This window comes from Dactylosporangium thailandense, assembly GCF_059739745.1.
This window is the reverse complement of record NZ_AP029195.1, coordinates 1519714-1541990: the sequence shown is the minus strand read 5'-3', so window position 1 is coordinate 1541990 and position 22277 is coordinate 1519714. Positions and strand designations below refer to the sequence as shown.

Sequence of the window (22277 nt, the reverse complement as noted above, 5' to 3'; positions counted from 1 at the left end):
CGGGATGTCGCCCCGTGAACTCGTCGTGCTCGGCACCGCCAGCCAGGTCCCGACGCGGCTGCGCAACCACAACGGGTACTTCCTGCGCTGGGACGGCGAGGGCTTCCTCTTCGATCCCGGGGACGGCACCCAGCGCCAGATGGCCCACGCCGGCGTCGCCGCGAGCGACATCACCCGGGTCTGCCTCACGCACTTCCACGGCGACCACTGCCTCGGCCTGCCCGGGGTCGTCCAGCGCATGTCCCTGGACAACTCGCCCCACGACGTGCAGGCCTACTTCCCCGCGTCCGGCGAGGTGTACTTCGACCGCCTCCGCCACGCCACCCCGTACTACGACACCGTCACCCTCACCAAGCGCCCGATCGACGGGGACGGCCTGCTCACGCTGGCCGAGACGGCGGCGTGGCGGCTCGAGGCGCACCGGCTCGACCACGGCATCGACGCCTACGGCTTCCGGCTGGTCGAGCGCGACGGGCGGCGGATGCTCCCCGAGCGCCTGCGCGAGCACGGCATCGCCGGCCCGGACGTCGCGGTGCTCCAGCGCGACGGGCGGCTGCGCGGGGTGAGCCTGGAGGACGTGAGCGAGCCCCGGCGCGGGCAGCGCTTCGCCTTCGTGATGGACACGCGCCTGTGCGCGGGCGTGCGGGCGCTCGCCGAGGGCGCCGACGTGCTCGTGATCGAGTCGACCTACCTCGCCGAGGACGAGGGACTGGCCGTCGCGCACGGGCACCTGACCGCCGCCCAGGCGGCGCGGGTGGCCGCGGATGCCGGGGTGCGCACGCTCGTGCTCACCCACTTCTCGCAGCGCTACGACGACCCGTCGCGCTTCCGGCGGGAGGCGGAAGCGGTGTTCGACGGCGAGGTTGTCGTGGCCGAGGACCTGATCCGGGTCAGGATCCGCGGCTAGGTCTTCAGTTCAGTTCGGTCAGTCACACTCGGTGCAGATCGGCGCGCCGTTCTTCTCGCGGGACAGCTGGCTGCGGTGGTGCACGAGGAAGCAGCTCGAGCAGCGGAACTCGTCGCCCCGCATCGGCACGACCGGGACCGTGAGCTCCTCGTCGGTCAGGTCGGCGCCGGGCAGCTCGAAGCCGGCCTCGTTCTCGTCCACGTCGACGGACGCCGACTGGCCGTTGCTGCGGCGCGCGGTGAGCTCCTCGAGGCTGTCCTCGGCGAGGTCCGCGCCGACCGGGTTGCGCGGCGCGTCGTAGTCGGTGCTGATGGCCATGGCGTTCACCCTCTCTTGGTGACTTGGTTGTGTAACGAACGCCGCCGGCCCTGGATGTGTTCCCGACCGACATGAATGAATCGAGGAGTGTCCCGAATCACGCCGGCTCATGCCGATCCGGCGCCAATTCGGTCCACTGTGGACATATCAACAGCGGCAGCGCCAACGAGGCTACCTCGCCGGGTCGCCCGTGCGGGCACTTTTGCGATTCTCGGTCCGCATGTCGTCGGGCAGACCGGAAAGCCCCAGGTCAGAACGGCGGGGTGGCCGAATGGAGGAACGCCGCGGTGGCGGCCACTACAGTTTCGGCATGAACCTTCCCGAGCGCGCGCGTGTGGTCGTCGTCGGCGGCGGTGTGATCGGCACCTCGGTCGCCTACCACCTGGCCAAGGCCGGCATCACCGACGTGCTGCTGCTGGAGCGGGACCGGCTCACCGCCGGCACCACCTGGCACGCGGCGGGGCTCATCGTCACCTTCGGCTCGCTGTCGGAGACCTCGACGCGGATGCGACAGTACACCCGCGACCTGTACGCGAGCCTGGAGTCAGAGACCGGGCTGTCGACGGGCCTGCGGCAGTGCGGGTTCATCGAGCTCGCCGCGGACGAGGGGCGGCTGGAGGAGTACCGCCGCGTCGCCGCGTTCAACCGGCACCTGGGCGTGGACGTCCACGAGATCTCCCCGGCCGAGGTCCGCGACCTGTTCCCGCTCGCGCGCACCGACGACGTCCCGGCCGGGTTCTACGTCGCCGAGGACGGCCGCGCCAACCCGGTCGACGTCACGATGTCCCTGGCCAAGGGCGCCCGGCAGATGGGCGTGCGAATCCTGGAAGGGGTACCGGTCACCGGCACCCTGCGCCGCCGGGACACGGTCACGGGCGTGCGCACCCCCTTCGGCGACGTCGAGGCCGAGGTCGTGGTCAACTGCGCCGGCATGTGGGCCCGCCAGCTCGGCGAGGAGGCCGGGGTGAGCGTGCCGCTGCAGGCGGCCGAGCACTACTACCTCATCACCGAGCCCATCGACGGCGTCTCGGCCGACCTGCCCGTGCTGGAGGACCCGGGATCATACGGGTACTTCCGGGAGGAGACCGGCGGCCTGATGGTCGGCCTGTTCGAGGGCGCCGCCGCGCCGTGGAGCGTCGACCGGGTGCCCGACGGCTTCTCGTTCGGCACGCTGCCGCCCGACTGGGACCGCATGGCGCCCTACCTCGAGCGGGCGATGAGCCGCATCCCCGTGACCGCGACCGCCGGCGTGCGGACCTTCTTCTGCGGCCCGGAGAGCTTCACGCCCGACCTCGCGCCCGTCTTCGGCGAGTCCCCGGAGCTGCGCAACTACTTCGTCGCGGCCGGGCTCAACTCGATCGGCATCCTCACCGGCGGCGGCATCGGCCGGGCCCTGGCCACCTGGATCGCCGAGGGCCGCCCCGACATCGACGTGACCGGGATGCACATCGACCGCCTCCAGCCCTACCAGCGCAACCGGGAATACCGTGCCGCCCGCACCGTCGAGGCGCTGGGCCAGGTGTACGCGACGCACTTCCCGCACAAGGCGCTCACCTCCGGCCGCGACGCCCGCCGCTCCCCCCTGCACGACCGGGTCTCCCCGCTGCGCCCGTACCGCCGGGACGTCTCCGGCTGGGAGATGCCCGACGTCTACGGGTTCGAAGGATCGCCGTCGCCCACGTGGGGCCGGCCGGAGTGGTTCGGCCAGTGGGCGGCCGAGCACCGGGCGGCCCGCGAGGACGCGGTCCTCATGGACATGTCGTTCATGGCCAAGTTCCTCATCGAGGGCCGCGACGCCGCCGCCGCGCTGGAGGAGCTGTCGGCCAACCGGGTCGCCAACCCCGGGCGGGTCACCTACACCCAGTGGCTCAACGAGGGCGGCACCATCGAGGCCGACCTGACCGTCACCCAGCTCGACGAGGAGCGGTTCTGGGTGGTCGCCTCCGACACCGCGCACCGCCACGCGTTCGCCCGCCTGCGCCGCCACCTCGACGGCCGGCTCGCCTTCGCCGCCGACGTCACCTCCGGCTGGGCCCAGCTCAACGTGCAGGGCCCCCGCTCCCGGGAGATCCTGGCCGAGGCCTGCGGCACCGACATCACCCTGCCCTTCCGCGGCGCGGCCGAGCTCGAGATCGGCTTCGCGCGCGTGCTGTGCCTGCGGATCACGTACGTCGGGGAGCTGGGCTACGAGCTCTACGTCCCCGCCGAGCAGGCGGTGCACGTCCACGACCGCCTGGTGGCGGCCGGGGCCGGGCACGGGCTGCGGCACGCCGGGCTCAAGGCGCTCGCGAGCCTGCGCCTCGAGAAGGGGTACCGCGACTACGGCCACGACATCGACAACACCGACGACGTGCTGGAGGCCGGGCTGGGCTTCGCCGTGGCGCTGGACAAGGAGCACTTCATCGGCCGCGACGCCGTCCTGGCCCGCAAGGCGCGCGGGCCGCTGACCCGCCGCCTCGTCCAGGTGCTCGTCATGGACCCGAAGGCACTCCTGCACCACGCGGAGGTGGTCCGCCGCGACGGGCGGGACGTCGGCTACGTGCGCGCGGCCTCGTACGGGCACACGCTCGGCGGCGCGGTCGGGCTGGCGATGCTCGACGCGGGGTCCGAGGCGCTCGACCAGGCGTGGCTGGACGCGGCCCCGCTGACCGTCGAGATCGCGGGCGCGACATATCCGGCGCGGGCCTCACTGCGGCCCCTGTACGACCCGTCAAGCGACCGCGTCCGTTCCTGAACCGACCTGCGCTCTTCGGCGCGCGGCTCTTGCGCGCCCCGCTTGCTCTCGGATCCGGTTCCCCCGGCCCTTCCACGCCCCTGCTCGTCCTTGAATCCGTCCCTTTACGCCCCACTCGGCCTCGAACCCGTCTTCCCCGCCCCGTCCACGACCCCGCCGGCTTCCGGGGCGCGGCCTTTCCACGGCCCGGCTCCCTCGCCGGGGCGCAGCCCTTCCACGCCGCGAGCATCCTCCGGGTGCGCATCGGAACGACCGGTAGGAGCAATTTGTTACGCAGCGCACCGTTCTGCACACATGCTGTTGAGGCGGACGGGCGTTCGGTGCCCGTCCACCGCGGGTCACGCGAGGTGACCCGCACCGGAACGCGGGCATCGGCGCCCGCGGTGACACGGGGGAGCTGGACGGCATGCGGAACACCAGACTCGGCCTGGCGGCGGTCGCGATGGGACTGGCACTCGCCACGGTAATCGGCGGCCCGGCTTCGGCCTCGGGCGCGTACACGTTCGCGGGCGTGACGGACTGGGACGGCGACGGCAACGAGGACATCGTCGCGCGCGACCCGGGCGGCGACCTCTGGCTGTTCCCGGGCTCGTCGGCACGCGGCGTGACCAGCGTGCCGCCGGTGACGATCGGCACCGGCTGGAACGGCCTCACCTTCGCCGGCCTGGCCGACTGGGACAACGACGGCCACGAGGACATCGTCGCCCGCAACGTGGCCGGCGACCTGGTGCTCTTCCCGGGCAGCTCGACCCGCGGCGTGTCGGGCGAGCCGCCGGTGACGATCGGGACGGGCTGGGGCGGGTACACCTTCGCGGGCATCGCCGACTGGGACAAGGACGGCGCCCAGGACGTCGTCGCCCGCGGCCTGGACGGCACCCTGTGGATGTTCCCGGGCCAGGCGACCCGCGGCGTGAGCCCGGCGGCCCCGGTCGAGATCGGCACCGGCTGGAACGGCTACGACTTCGCCGGGATCATCGACTGGGACCACGACGGCAACCAGGACATCCTCGTACGCGGCACGACCGGCGACCTGAGCCTCTTCCCCGGCCAGTCCGTGCGCGGCGTCTCGGCCGAGCCGCCGGTGCAGATCGGCACCGGGTGGAACGGCTACGACTTCGCGGGCCTGGCCGACTGGGACAAGGACGGCAACCCGGACGTCGTGGCGCGCAAGACGAACAACGACCTGTGGCTGTTCCCGGGCGAGTCGATGCGCGCGGTGAGCGGCCAGAGCCCGGTGCAGATCGGCACCGGCTGGTAGCACGCACGACCGACGAGTCCGGCGGGAGTCTTCCGCCGGACTCGTCGCATCTCGCCACGCAGCGACCGCCCGAGCGACCGCGCCCACCGCCGCGCGCACGCGCACCACCCCTGCACGAACGCACACCCCACCGCCGCAAACCCGCCGCCGCACATCGGCCGCCGCCGCGCGAACACGCACCACCGCTGCACGAACGCACGCTCCCGCCCCCGCACACCCGCCGCCGCACGAACGCACGCCCCCGCCCCCGCACACCCGCCGCCACGCGAACGCACGCCCCCGCCCCCGCACACCCGCCGCCACGCGAACGCCGTTTTCGTAACCGGTGCCGTGCGCGGCGACGAAAGGAACGCCGTTGTGCGAACGCGCACCCTCAGTGCACGAACGCGCACGCCCCCGCCGCGCGAGCACTCGCGCGCAAACGCGCACCACTACCGCGCGAACGCGCAAACGGCCGCCGCACAACCGCTGCCGCGCCGACGCACACCACGACGCGCGGACCCTGCTGCACAAACGCGCACCAGCACCGCACGAATGCGCACACCACCGCCGAGCCAACGCCGCTGCACAAACGCGCACCACGGGCCGCACGGACATGTGCCAGATGCGCCGGCCAAACCCCGGGTCGGCGAACGCACCCAGCGCGAGCCGGACGGTCAAGCCCCGGTCGCCACATGCACCACGCGAGTCGCACCGCCAAACCCCGACCGGCGCCTGCACCACACGGGCCGGACAGTCGGCAAACCTCGGCCGCCACATGCACCACGCGCGGGGCCGAACGGTCAGAGCGCCGTCGCCACATGCGCCACGCGCGGGGCCGAAACGGTCAAGGCATCGTCGGCGCGTGCATCGCCGCGCGGGGCGGGGTCAGGCCGGGGCGTTCGGGGACGACGACGGCGCCGGCGCCGGGCCACAGATGAAGTGCGGCTCGGCGTCGTAGCGCCACGTGAAGCGCTCCCGGCGCAGTTCCTTCCCGTCGCGGCTGAAGACCCGGAGCGCCTCCTGCGTGAAGCCCGGCGAGCCCGAGGTCGGGTTGCAGTCGGCCTCCTGCAGGTACACGGTCTTGGGCGCCACCGGCTTCGTGCGGGGACCGTAGACGGTGGTGATGTCGTAGCGCTTGGTCCCGTACAGCGTCACGGTGATCGAGTCGTCGCTCGTCGCGGTGTCGACGAGGATGCCGCTCGGGCCGTCGTTGCGCACCCGCAGGTCCAGCGACGGGAAGACGACGGTCGCCTCGATCACGGCCGGGTACCGGTCGAAGTAGTAGCTGTGCGGGTGGTGCTCGACGTCCTCGAGGCCGGCCAGGTACGCCGCGTTGAAGAGGGTGGTCGCGACCTGCGAGACCCCGCCGCCCGAGCTGTTCTTGATTTTGCCGTCCTCGATGCCGGGGGCGTCGACGTAGCCCTTGGCGTGCGTACGCTCGCCGACCCGCTGGTTCAGGCTGAACGTCTCCCCCGGCTTGATGAGCATCCCGCGCAGCGCCTCGGCCATCGTGCGGATGTTCACCACGCGCGGCTGGCCCGGCTCGAAGTGCGTCGTGAACGTTCCCACCGCAGCGGAGACGCCCAGCGTCGCAAGAACGGCAGCAGTCGTACCGGCATGCGAGGGCACCAGCGGCACCTCCACCCGTCGCGGCGTGGCCGTCGAGCGCAGCACGTCCAGCAGGCGGGGCGCGGCGAGATCGACCTGGCTGCCGTCCGACTCCGCGCGGATGGCCGGGCGGCCGCCGGAGACCTCGAAGCGGGCGTCGGTCGCGGGGATCTCGACGCGCGCGAAGGCCGCCGCGGCCGACTTGCGCAGCGCGGCGGTGTCGATCGCGGGCACGATCACGCCGTCCGGGCCGGACTCGAGGCGCAGGGCGGACGCGATGCCGGCCGCCGGTACCGTCACCTCGCCCCGCGGCGTGGCCAGCACCAGCGGCGCGGCGACGGCCGGGGTGGCGAGGTCGCGCACGAGCCGGTCCACGTCGGCGCGGGTGTCGTGCGGCACCAGGTCCACCACCGGGAACTCCAGCACCGGGCGGCGCAGCCAGCCGGACTCGGCCAGCCGGGCGGCGCCGAGGCGGTCGAGGCCGCGGCCCTGCTCGGCGTACACCGGAATCGGGCGCAGACCGTCGAAGCGCACGGCGGGCATGACCGGCGCGTCGCCCTGCGGGCCGAGGTGGTCCATGAGCGCGGCGAACAGGCGGCCGGCGTCGACGCGCACGACCGGGTCGACGTCCACCCCGCCGAAGGGCACGGGCGTGGCGGCCGCGGCCCGGTCGACGGTCGCGGGCACGTCGAGGGTCAGGCCGACCGCGGCCGGGTCCACCACCGCGGGCTCAGTGCCGACCTTGACCGCGACCGGCAGGCGCAGCCGGCCCGCGACCCCGGCCTCGAGCGCCTGGCGGGCCTCGGCGCGGGAGCGGCCGCCGAGGTCGACGCCGAGCACGCGGACGCCCCGGTCGACGTCGTGGGCGTACGCCCGCAGCGTCACCAGGCCGGGCACGACGACGAGAAGCGTGACGGCGATCACCAGCCGGCGGCGCCGCACGGTACGCCGGCGACGGGCCAGCGGCGGGACCACGGGGCGCGTCCGGAGCTCGGTAGCCATACCGACAACCGTGCCCGATTTGTACCGTTCCTACTAAAACTCGACCTCGATGTCCCCGAAAGTGTCATAACAGGGGGCCTGGGGGAGTATGTCCGTGACCAAGCCGGCCGACCTGTGCCGTCTGTGGCCTCCGCCAACGACACTGACGAGGCTCGCTGGCAGGATGTGGGGGTGCGGCAGTTCCGGACCCTGGCAATGCGGGTGCGCTCGCCTGAGGCGAGCGCGGCGCTGACGCATGCCGCCGAGCGCATCGGGCTGCCGGTCGCGCAGCTGCCGGGCGACCCGGCCGAGGTCAACGGGCTGCACTCCGCCGACGGGGTGGCGTGGCGGGCGGCCGGCGGCTACCTCACGACACTCATCGCGGGCGGCGCCGACGTGTGCCTGTCCGGCGCGTCCCCGACGTGGTTCGCGGCGCTGCCCAAGGACGTGACCGGGCGCGACATCCGGCTCGTCAGCGTCGGCGAGGCGCCGGACTTCGTCGGGCCGCGCCCGGCCGTGGCCAAGCTCGCCGACGAGAAGCACCCGGCGTTCTCCGCGGCCTGGGTCCGCAACGCCGACGACCTGCGCAACCGGCTGCGCACGGCCCGGCTCCCGGCCGACAGCACGCTGATCATCATGGACCACTGGCTCGACCTCGCCTCGGAATACCGCGTGTTCACCCTCGGGCGGCAGCCGGTGGCGTGGTCGCCGTACCTCGTCGAGGGCGAGGAGTGGAGCCCGTCGCTGCGCATGCACCGCGCCTCCTGGCACGACGAGGCGGCCGCGTTCGTCGCGCTCATGCTCGCCGACCTGCCCGCGCAGGACGTCCCGCCGACCGCGGTCATCGACGTCGGGCGCACCGAGTCCGGCGAGTTCGCGGTGCTCGAGGTGAACAACGTGTGGAGCTCGGGGCTGTACAGCTGCGACCCCGACGGCGTCCTGCGCGCCGTGCTCGCGGCCAACGATCCCGACTGCGACCCGCGCTGGCGCTGGCAGCCCGCCCCGGCCCTGGGAGCGTAGTGCGAGGTCCCGACCTCGTCACCCGTCTGCGCGTCGGGTTCCACTGGCGTGGCGGCCCCGACGTGGCCTTCGCGGACATCACGGAGTGGTGGCGCGATCCGGCGGTACTGCGGCAATTGCCCGCGGCCGTGGCGGCCCTCGTGCCCGGGGAGCCCACCGTGGTCCTCGGCCCCGCGTCGCGCGGCACGCTGCTCGGCGCGCTCGTCGCCGCCCACCTCGGCGTCGGCCTGGTCGAGGTGCGCAAGAACGATCGCGTGGCGCTGCACTCCGAGTTCTACACACACCGCCGCCTGCCCGGCGACTACCACGAGGGCGGCGCGGTGCTGAGCTTCCGCCGCGCCCTCGTCCGCCCGCCCGACCGCGTCCTGTGCGTGGACGACTGGGTCGAGAGCGGCGGGCAGGCCCTGGCCATCCGCTCGATGGTCGACGAGATCGGCGCGACGTGGCTGGGGATGGCCTGCGTGGTGGACGACCTGGCGGAGCGCGCCGAGATCCGCTCGCGGCTGGGCGTGCGCTCCCTGCTGACCGCGGACGACCTGTACTAGCTCCCGCCAGGTCCCCGCTAGCCCCATGGCCACCGCCGCCGCTTGGGCGCCGCGACGCCGTGGCGGGCCAGGACCGCGCGCCTTCGCATGGTCGGACGCGGTGCAGCCCGGGGTCACGAGCATGAGGTGCGCCAGGGACTCCTCGATGGTCACCACCCGGCCGGCCCCGACGGCGGCGTCGAGCCGGGCGCGCACGAGATCCCGCACCTCCCGCCGCCGCGCCGGCTCGCGGTAGGCGAGCGCGACGAGCGCGAAGAGGGCGGCGTCGGCGGACCAGTCCTCGACCCCGAACGCGAGGTCGAGCAGCACCTGCCGGCGCACCGAGGACGGCCAGGGCTCGCCGGGGGCGTGGTGCAGCAGCCCGAGACAGACCCAGGGGCCCAGGAGGCGGTACCAGTACGTCGGCGTCGACCGCGCCAGATGCGCCCACCGGGGCGTGGCCGGCGGGTCGGGCAGGTGCGCGAGCAGCCCCAGCAGCTCCTCGAGCGGCAGCGCGCCGAGCGGCTCGGCCCGCAGGTAGCCGGAGAGCACCGACGGCCACGTCTCCTCGCCGACCTCGTGCAGCACCGCGACCGCCGGTGCCAACGGCGCCGCGACGGCGGGCACCGGATGCACGCCGTCGTACCGCCAGATCGCGAACCGCGCCGGGCGGCGCAACGGCACCCGGATATCGGGCGCGGGAAACGCGGCCGTGCGCACCGGGACGGGCCCGACGACCCGCCGGGCGGCGATGAGCGCCGTGGGCGGCTCGGCCACGGCCTGCACGAACGCGTTGGTCTGCACCGCCTCCCCGCGCACCCGCCGGGCGACGAGCTGGTTCGCGGCGAGACAGACCGCCTCGGACGGCATCGGCACCCAGTTGAGCCACGGCCGCTCCGCCCCGGCCAGCGCGAACACGACCTCGACCATCGCGCACGGATGCGGGTCGTCGGCGATCGCCACGAGGTCGCCCACGTCCCCGCCGGCCCGGAACCGAATCCCCCGCCGGGCCGCGTCGCGGTGGCGGAACTTCGGGTCCCGCGCAAGCCTCCGCAACTCCCCGTCGGCGTCCTCCGCGATCATGGCGCGCAGGATAGCAACGCCACCCGATCCCCCACCCCGACGGTTCCGGCGCCTCGGAACCGGCCGTCCCGCGCGCGGCGAACACGGGCGTGCGGCGCACACGCGAGCGGCCGCGATGCGCGACCGGACAGAAGCGGAGCGCGCGCGTTGGAGTTGGTGAAGGCCGGCCCCCGAACGGGGCCAGACACGCGTGAGCGGGCGCCACGCGGCATTCCGGCCGGCGCGAGGATGCCCAGGTCACGCATGTCGTCCAGGCGGCACCCGGTGGCCGCGCCCGCGCCGAGCCTGCCGCTGGAGCCGCAAGCGATCACCGTCGATGCGCGGGCGCCGCACGCCCGCCAGACCGCCGATCGCCCGGCCGTCTGCGTGGTCAGGCGCGGGCGCGCCGGGTGCGGACGACGACGAACGGGATGACGGCGAGCGCGAGCACGCCGCCGGTGATGCCGACGTGGCGTAGCTGGTCGCGGTCATGACGAGGCCGCTGGCCATGCCGCCGCCGGCCCCGGCCGGCGCGATGCACAGGTCGGCGTTGCCCTGAATCCGGGCGCGCCGGTTCGACAACGACGCCCCGCCGGCCTCGTCCGGCGGGCTCCGGCCCGCGAACTGAAGCGGCTAACCCCCACGGCCTCCGGGGACATCGGCGGCCTTGACTGTCATCTGCGCCGATCCTATTCTCGGCTCAGGTTAACCGCTTAATCACGCGGCCGCGATCTGAAAGTTTCGGGGAGATCCCCCGGCTGATCTGCGGGGCGGCCGCGGGCTCGTTGACGCATGCACGGTGCTGACTACGTTGCACGGCGTGGGCGCCCGCCCTCCCTCGGAAAGGTTGGCCACCGATGTACCTCAGACTCCTCGCGCGAGCGGTGACCGCCGTCGCCGTGATCGCGCTCGTCGGCTCCGGTGGAGCGGCGTCCGCGGCGGAGGCGAAGACCGGCTTCGTCACGCGCCAGGGCAGCGACCTGCGCCTGGACGGCCGGACGTTCCGGTTCGCCGGGTCGAACAACTACTACCTGCACTACACCTCGCACGCGATGGTCGACGACGTGCTCGGCGACGCCGCGGGCGCGGGCTTCGACGTCCTGCGCACGTGGGGGTTCATGGAGTCCGGGCAGAACGGGGTGTCGTTCCTGTCGTTCGACGGCACGAAGCCGGTCGCCAACGACGGGCCCGACGGGCTCGGGCGGCTCGACTACGTGCTGAAGGCGGCGCACGACAAGGGGATCCGGCTCATCATCCCGCTCACGAACAACTGGAGCGACTTCGGCGGGATGGACCAGTACACGAAGTGGCGCGGCGGTCAGTACCACGACGACTTCTACACCGACCCGGTGATCCGGGGCTGGTACCGGGACTGGGTCGAGCACGTGCTCAACCGCACGAACGCGCTGACCGGCGTGCGGTACAAGGACGACCCGACCGTCCTGGCCTGGGAGCTGGCCAACGAGCCCCGCTGCGGCGGCTCCGGGCAGCTGCCGCGCTCGGCCGGCTGCACCGATCGCACGCTGGTGACCTGGGCCGACGAGATGACCCGGTTCATCCACGGCGTCGACCGGCACCACCTGGTCGGGGTGGGTGACGAGGGCTTCCTGTGCACCGACCGCACGAGCCCGGACTGGACGGTCAACTGCGCCGACGGCGTCGACTCGGCCGCGCTCGCCGCGCTGCCCGGCGTCGACCTGGCCTCGTTCCACCTGTACCCGGACGGCTGGGGCAAGGACGCCGCCTGGGGCACGCAGTGGATCCGCACCCACGCGCAGCTCGCCGGCCGGGTGCGCAAACCGGTGCTGCTGGGCGAGTTCGGCCTCAAGGACAAGGCCACGCGCAACCCCGTCTACCAGGCGTGGACCGATGAGGCGGTGCGCGACGGCATCGACGGGTTCCTCTACTGGATCCTCTCCGGGGTGCAGGACGACGGGACGAACTACCCGGATTACGACGGCTTCACGGTGTACTGCCCCAGCCCCGTCTGCACCACGATCGCCAACGCCGGCGACGAGCTGCGCCACGGCCAGAGGTCCCGCCCGCCCGTCGCCGACGACGACGCCGTGCAGACCCTGCGGGACGAGCCCGTCACGCTGCGGCCGGCCGCGAACGACATCGCCTACCGCACCAAGGTCGTGCCCGGCAGCATCCGCCTCGCGGCGACCAGCGTCCCGGGCGGCACCTTCACCGTGAACGCCGGCGTGGTCACGTTCACGCCGGCGCAAGGGTTCCAGGGCAAGGCGTCGACCACCTACACGATCCGCGACGAGGCCGGCCGCACCTCCAACGCCGCCCGCATCGAGGTCACCGTCCGGCCCCGCCCGGGCGACGCGGTGCTCATCGCGGGCTTCGAGGACGGCACCGACGGCTTCGCGCCCGGCAGCTGGCAGACCAACGCGGGGACCGTGGCGCAGACGGCGGACTTCCACACCCAGGGCGCGTCCGGGCTGCGGGTGACGGCGGCCGACGGGGGATGGTTCGGCATCGCCCCGCTGCCGGCGGCGCTCGACGTGTCCGGCAAGGCCTCGCTCAAGTACGACCTCCGGACCTCGAGCGCCGGCACCTCGACCAGCATCGCGGTGCAGACGGGCGACGCCTGGACCTGGTGCCAGTCGACGTTCGGCTGGGTGAACCCGGACACCACCACGACGGTCTCGATCGACCTGACCACCGCGATGTCCTGCGACGCGACGGCCCTGGCGGACGTGCGCGTGATCTACGTGTGGATCTCCGGCGGCGGCAGCTACGACATCGACAACCTCCGAGCGGAGTAGTGGAGCCATGAAGAAGGGAATCGGCCTGCTCGTGCTGGGCCTCGCGCTGACCGGCCTGACCGCCTGTGGCGATGACAAGGCCGGCGGCGACGGGAAGATCGGCGGCGAGATCACGGTGCTGACCCAGCGCACCGACATCGTCAACACGGTGTTCCAGGACTACAAGAAGACGTTCGAGGCCAAGTACCCCGGCACGACCGTCAAGTTCGAGGCCATCACGGACTACGAGGGCGAAGTCCGGGTGCGCATGAACACCAAGAACTACGGCGACGTGCTGCTCATCCCCAACTCCGTCAACGCCGACCAGCTCAAGTCGTTCTTCGAGCCGCTCGGCACGGTCGAGGAGCTGCAGAGCAAGTACCGCTTCGTGCGCAGCGAGCAGACCTACGACGGCAAGGTCTACGGGCTGTCGATCACCGGCAACGCCCAGGGGTACGTGCTCAACAAGAAGGTGTGGGCCCAGGCCGGCATCACCGAGCCGCCCAAGACGCCCGAGGAGTTCCTGGCCGCGCTCAAGGCCGTCAAGGACAAGACGGGCGCGATCCCGCTCTACACGAACTACAAGGACGGCTGGCCGCTCGGGCAGTGGGAGGGCGCCCGGGGCGCGATCAGCGGCGACCCGGACGCGGCGATCAAGCTCGGCGACGACGACGCGCCCTGGGCCGCCGGCAAGGAGCACTTCGTCATCGACTCGCTGCTCTACGACGCGGTCAAGGCCGGCCTCACCGAGCCCGACCCGACGACCACGAACTGGGAGCAGTCCAAGGGCCTGCTCGGCACCGGCAAGATCGCCACGATGATGCTCGGCTCCTGGTCGATCGTGCAGATGCAGCAGGCCGCGACGAGCAAGGACGACATCGGCTACTGGCCGTTCCCGCACCAGACGAACGGCAAGTTCTACTCGGTGATCGGCGGCGACTACAAGAACGCCATCAACATCAACTCGAAGAACAAGGCGACCGCGCGGGCGTGGATCGACTGGTTCACCGACGAGTCCGGCTACGCCACCGACCAGGGCGGCGTCTCGACGCTCAAGAGCGCCGCGATGCCCGCGACCCTGGCCGACCTGACCGCGGCCAAGACCGAGCTGATCGAGCTGAACCCGGCGCCGAAGGGGCAGGAGGGCCGGGCCGACAAGATCGGGAACTCGGCCGAGATCGCGCTGTACGACGGCAAGTACCGCCAGGCCATCGTCGACGCCGCCCGCGGGGCGAAGAACGAGTCGAAGGACCAGATCTTCGCCGACCTCAACAAGAAGTGGTCCGCGGCGCGGGCCAAGCTCAAATGAGACGACGCATCACCCCGTACGCGTTCCTGTCGGTGCCGCTGCTCCTGCTGATCGTGTTCACCTACATCCCCGTGGTGAACATGTTCTGGTACAGCGTCACCGACTGGGACGGGCTCAGCCCCACGAAGGAGTTCGTGGGGCTGGGCAACTACGTGGAGATCTTCACCCGCCCCGAGCTGTTCGGCGTGCTCAAGGTCAGCCTGTACTACGTCGGCGCCTCCGTGGTGCAGATCCTGCTCGCCCTGTACTTCGCGACCGTGCTCAGCTTCAGCACCTGGTTGCGCAACGTCTACAAGGGCATCATCTTCTTCCCGTACCTCATCAACGGCGTCGCCATCGGCATGATCTTCCTGTTCTTCTTCCAGCCGGGCGGCACCCTGGACTCCGCGCTGGGCTCGGTCGGGCTCGGCGGCCTGAGCCGGCAGTGGCTGGGCGACCCGGACGTGGTGAACTACTCCCTCGCCGGGACGTCGATCTGGCGGTACCTCGGGCTGAACTTCGTGCTGTTCCTGGGCGCCATCCAGTCGATACCGCCGCAGCTGTACGAGGCCGCGGAGCTGGACGGGGCCGGCCGCTGGGCCCAGTTCCGCTGGATCATCCTGCCCGGCATCCGCCCGGTCGTCGGGCTGTCGTTCATCCTGGCGATCTCGGGCTCGCTGTCGGTCTTCGAGATCCCGTTCATCATGACCCGCGGCGCGAACGAGAGCGAGACGTTCGTGATCCAGACGGTCGACATGGCGTTCAAGTACTACAAGTTCGGGCTCGCCTCCGCGATGGCGGTCGTGCTGCTGGTCATCATCCTGCTCGTGACCTGGCTGCAGCGCCGGGTCGCGCCCGAGGAGAAGGTGACGCTGTCGTGAGGCTGCTCAAGCACCTGTCGCTGCTGGGGGCCTCGCTGGTGGTACTGCTGCCGCCCCTGGTCCTGGTCTTCGCGTCCTTGAAGACGCACCAGGAGTTCGCCACCAGCGGTCCGTTCGACCCGCCGCACGACTGGTTCAACCTGCACAACTACGCGGTGGCGTTCAACGACGGCCACATGCTGCGCGGCTTCGTCAACACCTCGATCATCCTCGTGGTGTCGCTGGCCGGCACGGTGCTCATCGGGTCGATGGCCGCCTACGCGATCGACCGGTTCGACTTCCGGCTCCGGCCGCTCGTCATCGCGCTGTTCCTGCTCGCGACCCTGGTCCCGGGCGTGACGACCCAGGTGGCGACCTTCAAGGTCATCGACACGCTGCAGCTGTACGACACCCGCTGGTCGGCCGTCGCCCTGTTCCTGGGCACGGACATCATCTCGATCTACATCTTCCAGCAGTTCCTGCGGGGCGTGCCGACCGAGCTCGACGAGGCCGCGGCGCTGGAGGGCGCGGGACCGTTCACCATCTACCGGCGCATCATCCTGCCGCTGCTCAAACCCGCGATCGCCACCGTGGTCATCATCAAGGGCATCGCCATCTACAACGAGTTCTACATCCCGTTCCTCTACATGCCCTCGCAGGACCTCGGCGTCATCTCCACCTCGCTGTTCCGGTTCAAGGGGCCGTTCGGCGCGCAGTGGGAGGTCATCTCGGCCGGCGTCATCCTGGTCATCATCCCGACCCTGATCGTCTTCCTCGCCCTGCAGCGGTTCATCTACAACGGCTTCACCGCCGGAGCGACCAAATGACGGGCCTCGCGGCGTGTATGGTGCCGATCAATGACAGCATCCGGTGAGCAGGGGCGGGTCACGATCCGGCAGGTCGCGGAGCATGCCGGCGTGTCGGAGGCGGCCGTGTCCTACGCGCTCAACGGCCGGCCCGGCGTCTCCGAGCAGACCCGGGCCCGGGTGCTGGCCGCGGCCCGCGAGCTCGGCTGGGCGCCGAACATCGCCGCCCGCTCGCTGGGCACGGCCAAGGCCAACGCCGTCGGCATGGTGCTGGTCCGCCCGCCGCGGGTCATGGTCGTCGACTCGTTCCTGACCCAGATGCTCAGCGGCGTCGAGGCGGAGCTCAACCGCAACGACGTGGCCCTCGTGCTGCATCTGGTCGACGACTTCGCCGGGACGATCGACGTGTACCGCCGGTGGTACGCCGGCCGCCACGTCGACGGCGTCATCATGACCGACCTGCGCCACGCCGACCCGCGCCCCGCCGCGCTGCGCGAGATCGGGCTCCCGGCGGCGGTCATCGGGGGCGGCGACCCCGGTGGTGACCCTGCCGTCGACGGGCTCGACCTGACCGGGCTCAGCTCCGTCGACGCCGACACCGCCGGCACCGCCCAGGGCATCGTGAACTACCTGCGGGCGCTGCGGCACCGCACGATCTTCCGCGTCGCCGGCCCCCGCGAGCTGCTGCACACCGTCCAGCGCGAGGCCGCCTACACGGCCGCGGTGGCCGCGGCCGGCGACATCGAGTACCGCTGCGTCTACACCAACTACGGCGCCGCCGACGGCATGCGGGCGACCCGCGAGCTGCTGAGCCTCGCCGAGCCGCCGACCGCGCTCGTCTTCGACAACGACGTCATGGCCGCCGCCTCGCTCAAGGTCGCGCACGAGATGGGGCTCTCGGTGCCCGGGGACTTCTCCGTGGTCGCCTGGGACGACTCGGACCTGTGCCAGATCACCGTCCCCGAGATCACCGCGGTGGTGCAGGTGCCCGCGCTGCAGGCCGAGCTGACCGCGCGCGCCCTGCTGACGGCCATCGGCGGCGGCGGCCCGACGCGGCTGACCCTGCCTCCGGGCACGCTGACCGCCCGGGAGTCCACGCGGCCGCCCCGGCCACGCTAAGCGCTTCAGTTGACACTGCTCAGAACGCCAACCTAGGGTTCAGGGACAACAACTTATCCGGTTCAGTCGGGAGCATGAACATGGCCCTCCTGCGTCCGCTCCACACCGGCTGGACGGTCCGCGCCGCCGCCGAGGCACCGGTCGGGGAGACGCTCCCCGCGACCGTGCCCGGATGCGTGCACACCGACCTGCTCGCGGCGGGCGCGATCCCCGACCCGCTCCTGGACGACAACGAGGAGCGGCTGCACTGGATCGGCCGCACGCCCTGGATCTACTCGCTGGACTTCGACGCCCCGGAGACGGCCGACCGCCTGGACCTCGTCGCCGACGGCCTCGACACGGTCGCGACCGTCACGCTCAACGGCGTCGAGGTCGGGCGCACCGCGAACCAGCACCGGGGCTACCGCTTCGACGTCACCGGCCTCGTCCGGCCGTCCGGCAACACCCTCGACGTGCGGTTCGACTCGGCCTACGGCTACGCCGAGCACGTCCGCGACACCCTCGGGACCCGGCCGAACGCCTACCCTGAACCGTTTCAGTACATCCGCAAGATGGCGTGCAACTTCGGCTGGGACTGGGGCCCGACCGTCGTCACGGCGGGGATCTGGCAGCCGATCGGGCTGCACGCGTGGTCGGCCGCGCGCCTGGCCCGGGTGCGCCCGGTGGTCACGCCCGGGCGCGTCGAGGTCCTCGTGGACCTGGAGCGGCTCGACGACCGGCCGCTGACGCTGACGGCCTCCTGCGCCGGTGTCGAGTCCACCGTGACCGTGGACGGGTCCACCGCCTCCGTGGTCCTCGACGTTCCCGACGCGCAGCTGTGGTGGCCGCGCGGCCTCGGCGAGCCGCACCGCTACGAGCTGACCGTGACCCTGCGCGCTGAGACCCTGAGCGCTGAGACCCTGAGCGCGGACGACGTCCTCGACACGTGGACGCGGCGGATCGGCTTCCGCACCGTCGAGCTCGACACCGCGGCCGACGCCGACGGCTCCCGGTTCGTGCTGCGCGTCAACGGCGAGCCGGTGTTCGTGCGCGGGGCCAACTGGATCCCCGACGACGCGTTCGTGACCCGGGTCGAGCGCACCCGCTACGCCGAGCGCATCGGCCAGGCCGTCGAGGCGGGCGTGAACTACCTGCGGGTGTGGGGCGGGGGGCGGTACGAGAGCGAGGATTTCTATGACCTCGCCGACTCCCTCGGCGTGCTCGTCGGGCAGGACTTCCCCTTCGCCTGCGCGGCCTACCCCGAGGAGGAGCCGCTCGGCTCGGAGGTCGCGGCCGAGGCGCGCGAGCAGGTCGTCCGCCTGATGCCGCACCCGAGCCTGGTCATGTGGGTCGGCAACAACGAGAACATCTGGGGCTACCACGACTGGGGCTGGCCGGACGAGCTCGGGGGACGCACCTGGGGCGAGGGCTACTACCTGCGCGTGCTGCCACAGATCGTGCGCGGGCTCGACCCCACCCGGCCGTACTGGCCGGGCAGCCCCTACTCCGGCGACCCGCAGCTGCACCCGAACGACCCCGCCCACGGCACCACGCACATCTGGGACGTGTGGAACACGCACGACTACCGCCACTACGCGACCTACCGCCCGCGGTTCGTCGCCGAGTTCGGCTTCCAGGCCCCGCCGGCCTTCGCGACCCTGCGCCGCGCGGTCTCCGACGACCCGCTGACCCCGCACTCCCCCGGCGTCGCGCACCACCAGAAGGCGACGGGCGGCAACGAGAAGCTCGCCCGCGGCCTGGACGGCCACTTCCCGGCGCCGGAGGCGTTCGACGACTGGCACTGGGCGACGCAGCTCAACCAGGCCCGCGCGATCACGTTCGGCATCGAGCACTTCCGCTCGCTGAAGCCCCTGTGCACCGGCACCATCGTGTGGCAGCTCAACGACAACTGGCCGGTCACGTCCTGGTCCGCGATCGACGGCGACGGCCGGCGCAAGCCCCTGTGGTTCGCCCTCCGCCGGGTGTACTCCGAGCGCTTCTTCACCCTCCAGCCGCGCGACGGCGGCGTGGCGATCGTCGCGGTGAACGACGGCCCGAACCCCTGGCACACCGCGGTGCGGGTGCGCCGGCTCGCCTTCGACGGCACCGAGCACGCGACGCTGACGGTGCCCGTGGCCGTGCCGGGCGGCGGCGCGGCGACGGTGCCGCTGCCCCCCGAGCTGACCACGCCGGAGTCCCCGGCCGCCGAGCTGCTGGTGGCCGACGCCGACGGCTCGCGCGCCCTGTGGTGCTTCGCCGAGGACGTGGACCTCTCCTACCCGCGGGCGGCGGTAGACGTGCGCACGGTCCCGGCGCCGGACGGCGTCGACCTGCACATCACCGCCCGGACCCTGGCCCGCGACCTGACCGTGTTCCCGGACCGCGTCGCCCCGGCCGCGACGGTCGACGACGCGCTGGTGACCCTGCTCCCGGGCGAGTCCACGGTCCTGCGGGTCCGCGGCATCGCCCCGGCGGCACTGCCCGACGCGTCCGTCTGGTCGACGCCCCCGGTCCTGCGCACCGCGAACGACCTCGTCACCCACTGACCCGCCCGCCGCCGGCGTGGCGACCGGCACCGTTGGGCGCCGGCGCTGACGACGGCGGCGCGGCGCCGCTGGGGGACGCCGCGCCGGGACGAGGTGCGTCAGGCGGACGGGATCGAGCCCACCAGGTGCGGGGACTGCGGGCCGGTCAGGTTCCCCGTGGCAGCCAGTGCGCCGCCGGTGCCGGGTGTGGGCCGCGCCGCTGAGGACCGCCTCGTCGTAGCGGTTCGTGTCGCGGTGCCACTGCAGGACGCCCGCCAGCCAGTGCCGCAGCTCGGTCACGTAGCGGTGCAGCGACTCCCGCGCGGCGGTGTCCAGGTCGACGGCCGCGCGGTAGCGGGCGGCGCCGTCGGCGCTCATGGCGGAGCTCGGGGGCCACGCGGCGCGCCCGGGAGCGCCAGCCCAGCCGCGCGGCCGACGTACCGAGCCCGACCGGGCCGCCGAGCCGGGTCGAGCGCGCGCCCGAGTTCATGTACCGGCTGGAGCGCATGTGCCACTCGTGCCCGCCGGCCTGCCAGTCCTGCAGCCCCTGTGCGTACTTGAGCACCCGCCCCTGCTCGAACGCGTCCAGCCCGTGCTCGGCGAACAGCGGCGCGAGCTCGGTCAGCACCGTGTGCTCGAACTGCTGCAGCCGCGAGGTGAGCAGGTCGTTCGTGGCCTCGGCGGCCTGCTGCGGGCCGTAGCCGAGGAACCGCTCCAGCACCAGCACGCAGTTGGCGAGCTCGCCCTCCTCCTGCGTCTCACGCTGGTACGAGAACAGGTCGTTGCGCACCCAGACGCTGACGATGACGAACGTCATGAGGATCGCGTACAGCACCCCGATGATCGCGAACGCGATGCCGGCGACGTCGTTGTTCTCCTGCCGGTCGGCGACGGGCACCCACCGCTGCACGGCGAGCCCGAGCACGATCGCGATGCCGGACGCGACGGTCACCACGACCAGGCCGCCGATCAGGATCTGGGCGTTCACCGGCGGCTCCCGTCCGATACAGTGACAGCGCACAAAAGCCGCAAATCGACCACGGGGGCCCACCATGCTTCGCTTCGCGGCCGTTCTGGCCCTGGTGCCGGCTCCGTCGCCGGTCGCGACGCTGCCGCCCGGGCTGGTCTGGGTCGACCAGGCACCGGGTGCGGCGGGCGCGACGCTGCACTCGGTCGGCCTCGACGGACGACAGGCCAGAACGCCGCTGCGGTACGCCCTCAACGCCATCGCCTGCACGAGCGACGGCACCCTCGCGGGCCTCGCGACCGAGCTGGACGGCAAGCGCCTTCCCCAGGCCCCGCACCTGGTCCGGGTCAGCGCCGCCGGGATCGTCACCGACCTCGGCCCCGCCCCGGGCCGCGCGGACCTCGCGAAGGCGTACGGCGCCGCGATCGACGCCCAGGGCCGCCTCCTGGTGAGCACCGGCGACCGCCTCCGCCCGCTGCGCCTCGGCCCCGGCGCGCCGGCCGCGCTCGCGTCGCACGCGCTGCCGAAGCTGCCGTACGCCGGCGACTGGGCCACCGACCCGCGCACCGGCGAGCTGGTCACCGTCGTGGCGATCGACGACGTGGCCCGGGTGGTGCGGCTGCGCTGGGACGCGGCCACCGGCGTCTCCGCCGTGAGCACCGAGCGGGTGCCGGACCTGCCGCCCAGCTCCGCGTACGGCGGCGTCGCGGTCCTGGCCGACGGCTCGATCGCCGCCGTGTTCAACCGCAACGCCGGCCCCGGCACCGGGGCGGGAACGGGCCGCGCCCCCATGACCAGCGCCCTGTTCCGCGTCACCGGCACGAAGGCCGAGAAGCTCGCCGACCTCGGCCCGCTGACGTCGTCGGACGCGGCGACGTGCCCGGTCCACGCCCCGCCGACGACTCCCCCGGTCGCCGCCCAGGCGCTGCCCACGACCCCGCCGCCGACCCCAGTGTCGTCGCCCAGCAGGTCGCCCCGGCCACCCGCGAAGGCCCCGGTGCCGTCCCCGCCGCCCTCGAGCCCGGCCCCGCAAGCCCCGAAGTCGTCCCCGGTCAGGCACCACATCCCGGACCCCGCGACCGTCGCGGTCGCGCAGACGCGGCACAAGGTCGGCGCCCGGTACATCCCCGTGCTGGGCGGGCTGATGGTCGCCGCCGTGGCCGTCTCCCGGCTGGTGCGGCGGGGCCGGCGGTAGCGGGCGCTCACGGCCGTACCGACGGCGGCAGGGCGAACCGCAGGAACTCCGACGCGGTCCGGCGCTCGTGCACCGCCACCGGCCCGCGCGCCCGCAGGGCGTCGATGACCTCCTCGACGAGCCGGGGCGGCGCCGACGCCCCGACGGTGTCGCCCCGGGCCGCGAACCGGCGGGCCTCGGCGTGCACCTTCGTCACGAGCGGTCAGGTGGCGTCGACCACCGCGAGCCCGCGCGCCTCGGCCTCGGCCCGCACGCCGGGCGCGACGCCGTGCGCGGAGAACACGACGGTGGCGCCGTCGGGCACCTCGCCGAGCTCCGCCACGAACACCGCGCCGCGCGCCTCGAGGTCCGCGACCACGTGCGAGTTGTGCACGATCTGCCGGGTTTC

General features: G+C 72.8%; 16 protein-coding genes and 1 pseudogene. 12 read left to right on the top strand and 5 right to left on the bottom strand.

Annotated elements, in window-relative coordinates:
- Window positions 1–4: 4 nt before the first annotated feature.
- A complete protein-coding gene (locus AC6JBM_RS06625; protein ID WP_497982711.1) occupies window positions 5–907 on the top strand; it encodes a ribonuclease Z in 903 nt (300 codons plus the stop codon).
- Between the two features lie 18 nt (window positions 908–925).
- Here the strand turns inward: AC6JBM_RS06625 and AC6JBM_RS06620 are convergent, their stop codons facing one another.
- Window positions 926–1219: a DUF4193 domain-containing protein gene (locus AC6JBM_RS06620; protein WP_497986427.1), complete on the bottom strand. Its 294-nt coding sequence runs from the start codon at window positions 1217–1219 to the stop codon at window positions 926–928.
- A gap of 316 nt (window positions 1220–1535) precedes the next feature.
- On the opposite strand from AC6JBM_RS06620, the gene AC6JBM_RS06615 reads away from it, so the two are divergent.
- Window positions 1536–3959: a GcvT family protein gene (locus AC6JBM_RS06615; RefSeq protein ID WP_497982710.1), complete on the top strand. Its 2424-nt coding sequence runs from the start codon at window positions 1536–1538 to the stop codon at window positions 3957–3959.
- Window positions 3960–4365: 406 nt separating this feature from the next.
- On the top strand, window positions 4366–5217 hold the full coding sequence (locus AC6JBM_RS06610) for an FG-GAP repeat domain-containing protein (protein ID WP_497982709.1): 852 nt from the start codon (window positions 4366–4368) through the stop codon (window positions 5215–5217).
- Window positions 5218–6084: 867 nt separating this feature from the next.
- Here the strand turns inward: AC6JBM_RS06610 and AC6JBM_RS06605 are convergent.
- Complete coding sequence (locus AC6JBM_RS06605) at window positions 6085–7809, bottom strand: VanW family protein (RefSeq protein ID WP_497982708.1); 1725 nt, start codon at window positions 7807–7809, stop codon at window positions 6085–6087.
- Window positions 7810–7980: 171 nt separating this feature from the next.
- Between AC6JBM_RS06605 and AC6JBM_RS06600 the strand changes: the two genes are divergently transcribed.
- The 8 genes from AC6JBM_RS06600 to AC6JBM_RS06565 all read left to right on the top strand — a co-directional run bounded on the left by AC6JBM_RS06600 (window position 7981) and on the right by AC6JBM_RS06565 (window position 19748).
- Window positions 7981–8808 carry an ATP-grasp domain-containing protein gene (locus AC6JBM_RS06600; protein ID WP_497982707.1) on the top strand — a complete coding sequence of 276 codons (828 nt, stop codon included), beginning with the start codon at window positions 7981–7983 and terminating at the stop codon, window positions 8806–8808.
- Window positions 8808–9353: a phosphoribosyltransferase family protein gene (locus tag AC6JBM_RS06595; RefSeq protein WP_497982706.1), complete on the top strand. Its 546-nt coding sequence runs from the start codon at window positions 8808–8810 to the stop codon at window positions 9351–9353. Before AC6JBM_RS06600 ends, AC6JBM_RS06595 begins: the two co-directional genes overlap by 1 nt.
- Before the next feature lie 1898 nt (window positions 9354–11251).
- Window positions 11252–13171, top strand: a complete 1920-nt coding sequence (locus tag AC6JBM_RS06590; RefSeq protein ID WP_497982705.1) for a cellulase family glycosylhydrolase — start codon at window positions 11252–11254, stop codon at window positions 13169–13171.
- A gap of 7 nt (window positions 13172–13178) precedes the next feature.
- Entirely contained in the window at window positions 13179–14459 is a 1281-nt protein-coding gene (locus AC6JBM_RS06585) for an ABC transporter substrate-binding protein (protein WP_497982704.1), read from the top strand.
- The gene (locus AC6JBM_RS06580; protein WP_497982703.1) at window positions 14456–15319 is read left to right on the top strand and encodes a carbohydrate ABC transporter permease; all 864 of its coding nucleotides are present in this window, start codon (window positions 14456–14458) and stop codon (window positions 15317–15319) included. Before AC6JBM_RS06585 ends, AC6JBM_RS06580 begins: the two co-directional genes overlap by 4 nt.
- Complete coding sequence (locus tag AC6JBM_RS06575) at window positions 15316–16125, top strand: carbohydrate ABC transporter permease (protein WP_350613598.1); 810 nt, start codon at window positions 15316–15318, stop codon at window positions 16123–16125. Before AC6JBM_RS06580 ends, AC6JBM_RS06575 begins: the two co-directional genes overlap by 4 nt.
- Window positions 16126–16155: 30 nt before the next feature.
- The gene (locus AC6JBM_RS06570) at window positions 16156–17223 is read left to right on the top strand and encodes a LacI family DNA-binding transcriptional regulator (RefSeq protein ID WP_497982702.1); all 1068 of its coding nucleotides are present in this window, start codon (window positions 16156–16158) and stop codon (window positions 17221–17223) included.
- A gap of 80 nt (window positions 17224–17303) precedes the next feature.
- Entirely contained in the window at window positions 17304–19748 is a 2445-nt protein-coding gene (locus AC6JBM_RS06565) for a glycoside hydrolase family 2 protein (RefSeq protein WP_497986426.1), read from the top strand.
- A 145-nt stretch (window positions 19749–19893) separates the two neighbouring features.
- On the opposite strand, the gene AC6JBM_RS06560 is transcribed toward AC6JBM_RS06565, so the two are convergent.
- The gene (locus AC6JBM_RS06560; protein WP_497982701.1) at window positions 19894–20715 is read right to left on the bottom strand and encodes a bestrophin-like domain; all 822 of its coding nucleotides are present in this window, start codon (window positions 20713–20715) and stop codon (window positions 19894–19896) included.
- 64 nt (window positions 20716–20779) lie between these two features.
- On the opposite strand from AC6JBM_RS06560, the gene AC6JBM_RS06555 reads away from it, so the two are divergent.
- Window positions 20780–21889: a hypothetical protein gene (locus AC6JBM_RS06555; RefSeq protein ID WP_497982700.1), complete on the top strand. Its 1110-nt coding sequence runs from the start codon at window positions 20780–20782 to the stop codon at window positions 21887–21889.
- Between the two features lie 7 nt (window positions 21890–21896).
- On the opposite strand, the gene AC6JBM_RS06550 is transcribed toward AC6JBM_RS06555, so the two are convergent.
- Window positions 21897–22085 (bottom strand): hypothetical protein, encoded by a 189-nt coding sequence (locus AC6JBM_RS06550; protein WP_497982699.1) that lies wholly within the window; start codon window positions 22083–22085, stop codon window positions 21897–21899.
- 9 nt (window positions 22086–22094) lie between these two features.
- Window positions 22095–22265 (bottom strand): annotated as a pseudogene (locus AC6JBM_RS06545) (4-hydroxy-3-methylbut-2-enyl diphosphate reductase); the annotation flags it as partial.
- Window positions 22266–22277 lie beyond the last annotated feature (12 nt).

Coding starts and splice junctions, on each gene's coding strand:
- AC6JBM_RS06625 (WP_497982711.1), top strand. CDS start 5: ATGTCGCCCCGTGAACTCGTCGTGCTCGGCACCGCCAGCCAGGTCCCG.
- AC6JBM_RS06615 (WP_497982710.1), top strand. CDS start 1,536: ATGAACCTTCCCGAGCGCGCGCGTGTGGTCGTCGTCGGCGGCGGTGTG.
- AC6JBM_RS06610 (WP_497982709.1), top strand. CDS start 4,366: ATGCGGAACACCAGACTCGGCCTGGCGGCGGTCGCGATGGGACTGGCA.
- AC6JBM_RS06605 (WP_497982708.1), bottom strand. CDS start 7,809: ATGGCTACCGAGCTCCGGACGCGCCCCGTGGTCCCGCCGCTGGCCCGT.
- AC6JBM_RS06590 (WP_497982705.1), top strand. CDS start 11,252: ATGTACCTCAGACTCCTCGCGCGAGCGGTGACCGCCGTCGCCGTGATC.
- AC6JBM_RS06585 (WP_497982704.1), top strand. CDS start 13,179: ATGAAGAAGGGAATCGGCCTGCTCGTGCTGGGCCTCGCGCTGACCGGC.
- AC6JBM_RS06580 (WP_497982703.1), top strand. CDS start 14,456: ATGAGACGACGCATCACCCCGTACGCGTTCCTGTCGGTGCCGCTGCTC.
- AC6JBM_RS06570 (WP_497982702.1), top strand. CDS start 16,156: ATGACAGCATCCGGTGAGCAGGGGCGGGTCACGATCCGGCAGGTCGCG.
- AC6JBM_RS06565 (WP_497986426.1), top strand. CDS start 17,304: ATGGCCCTCCTGCGTCCGCTCCACACCGGCTGGACGGTCCGCGCCGCC.
- AC6JBM_RS06555 (WP_497982700.1), top strand. CDS start 20,780: ATGCTTCGCTTCGCGGCCGTTCTGGCCCTGGTGCCGGCTCCGTCGCCG.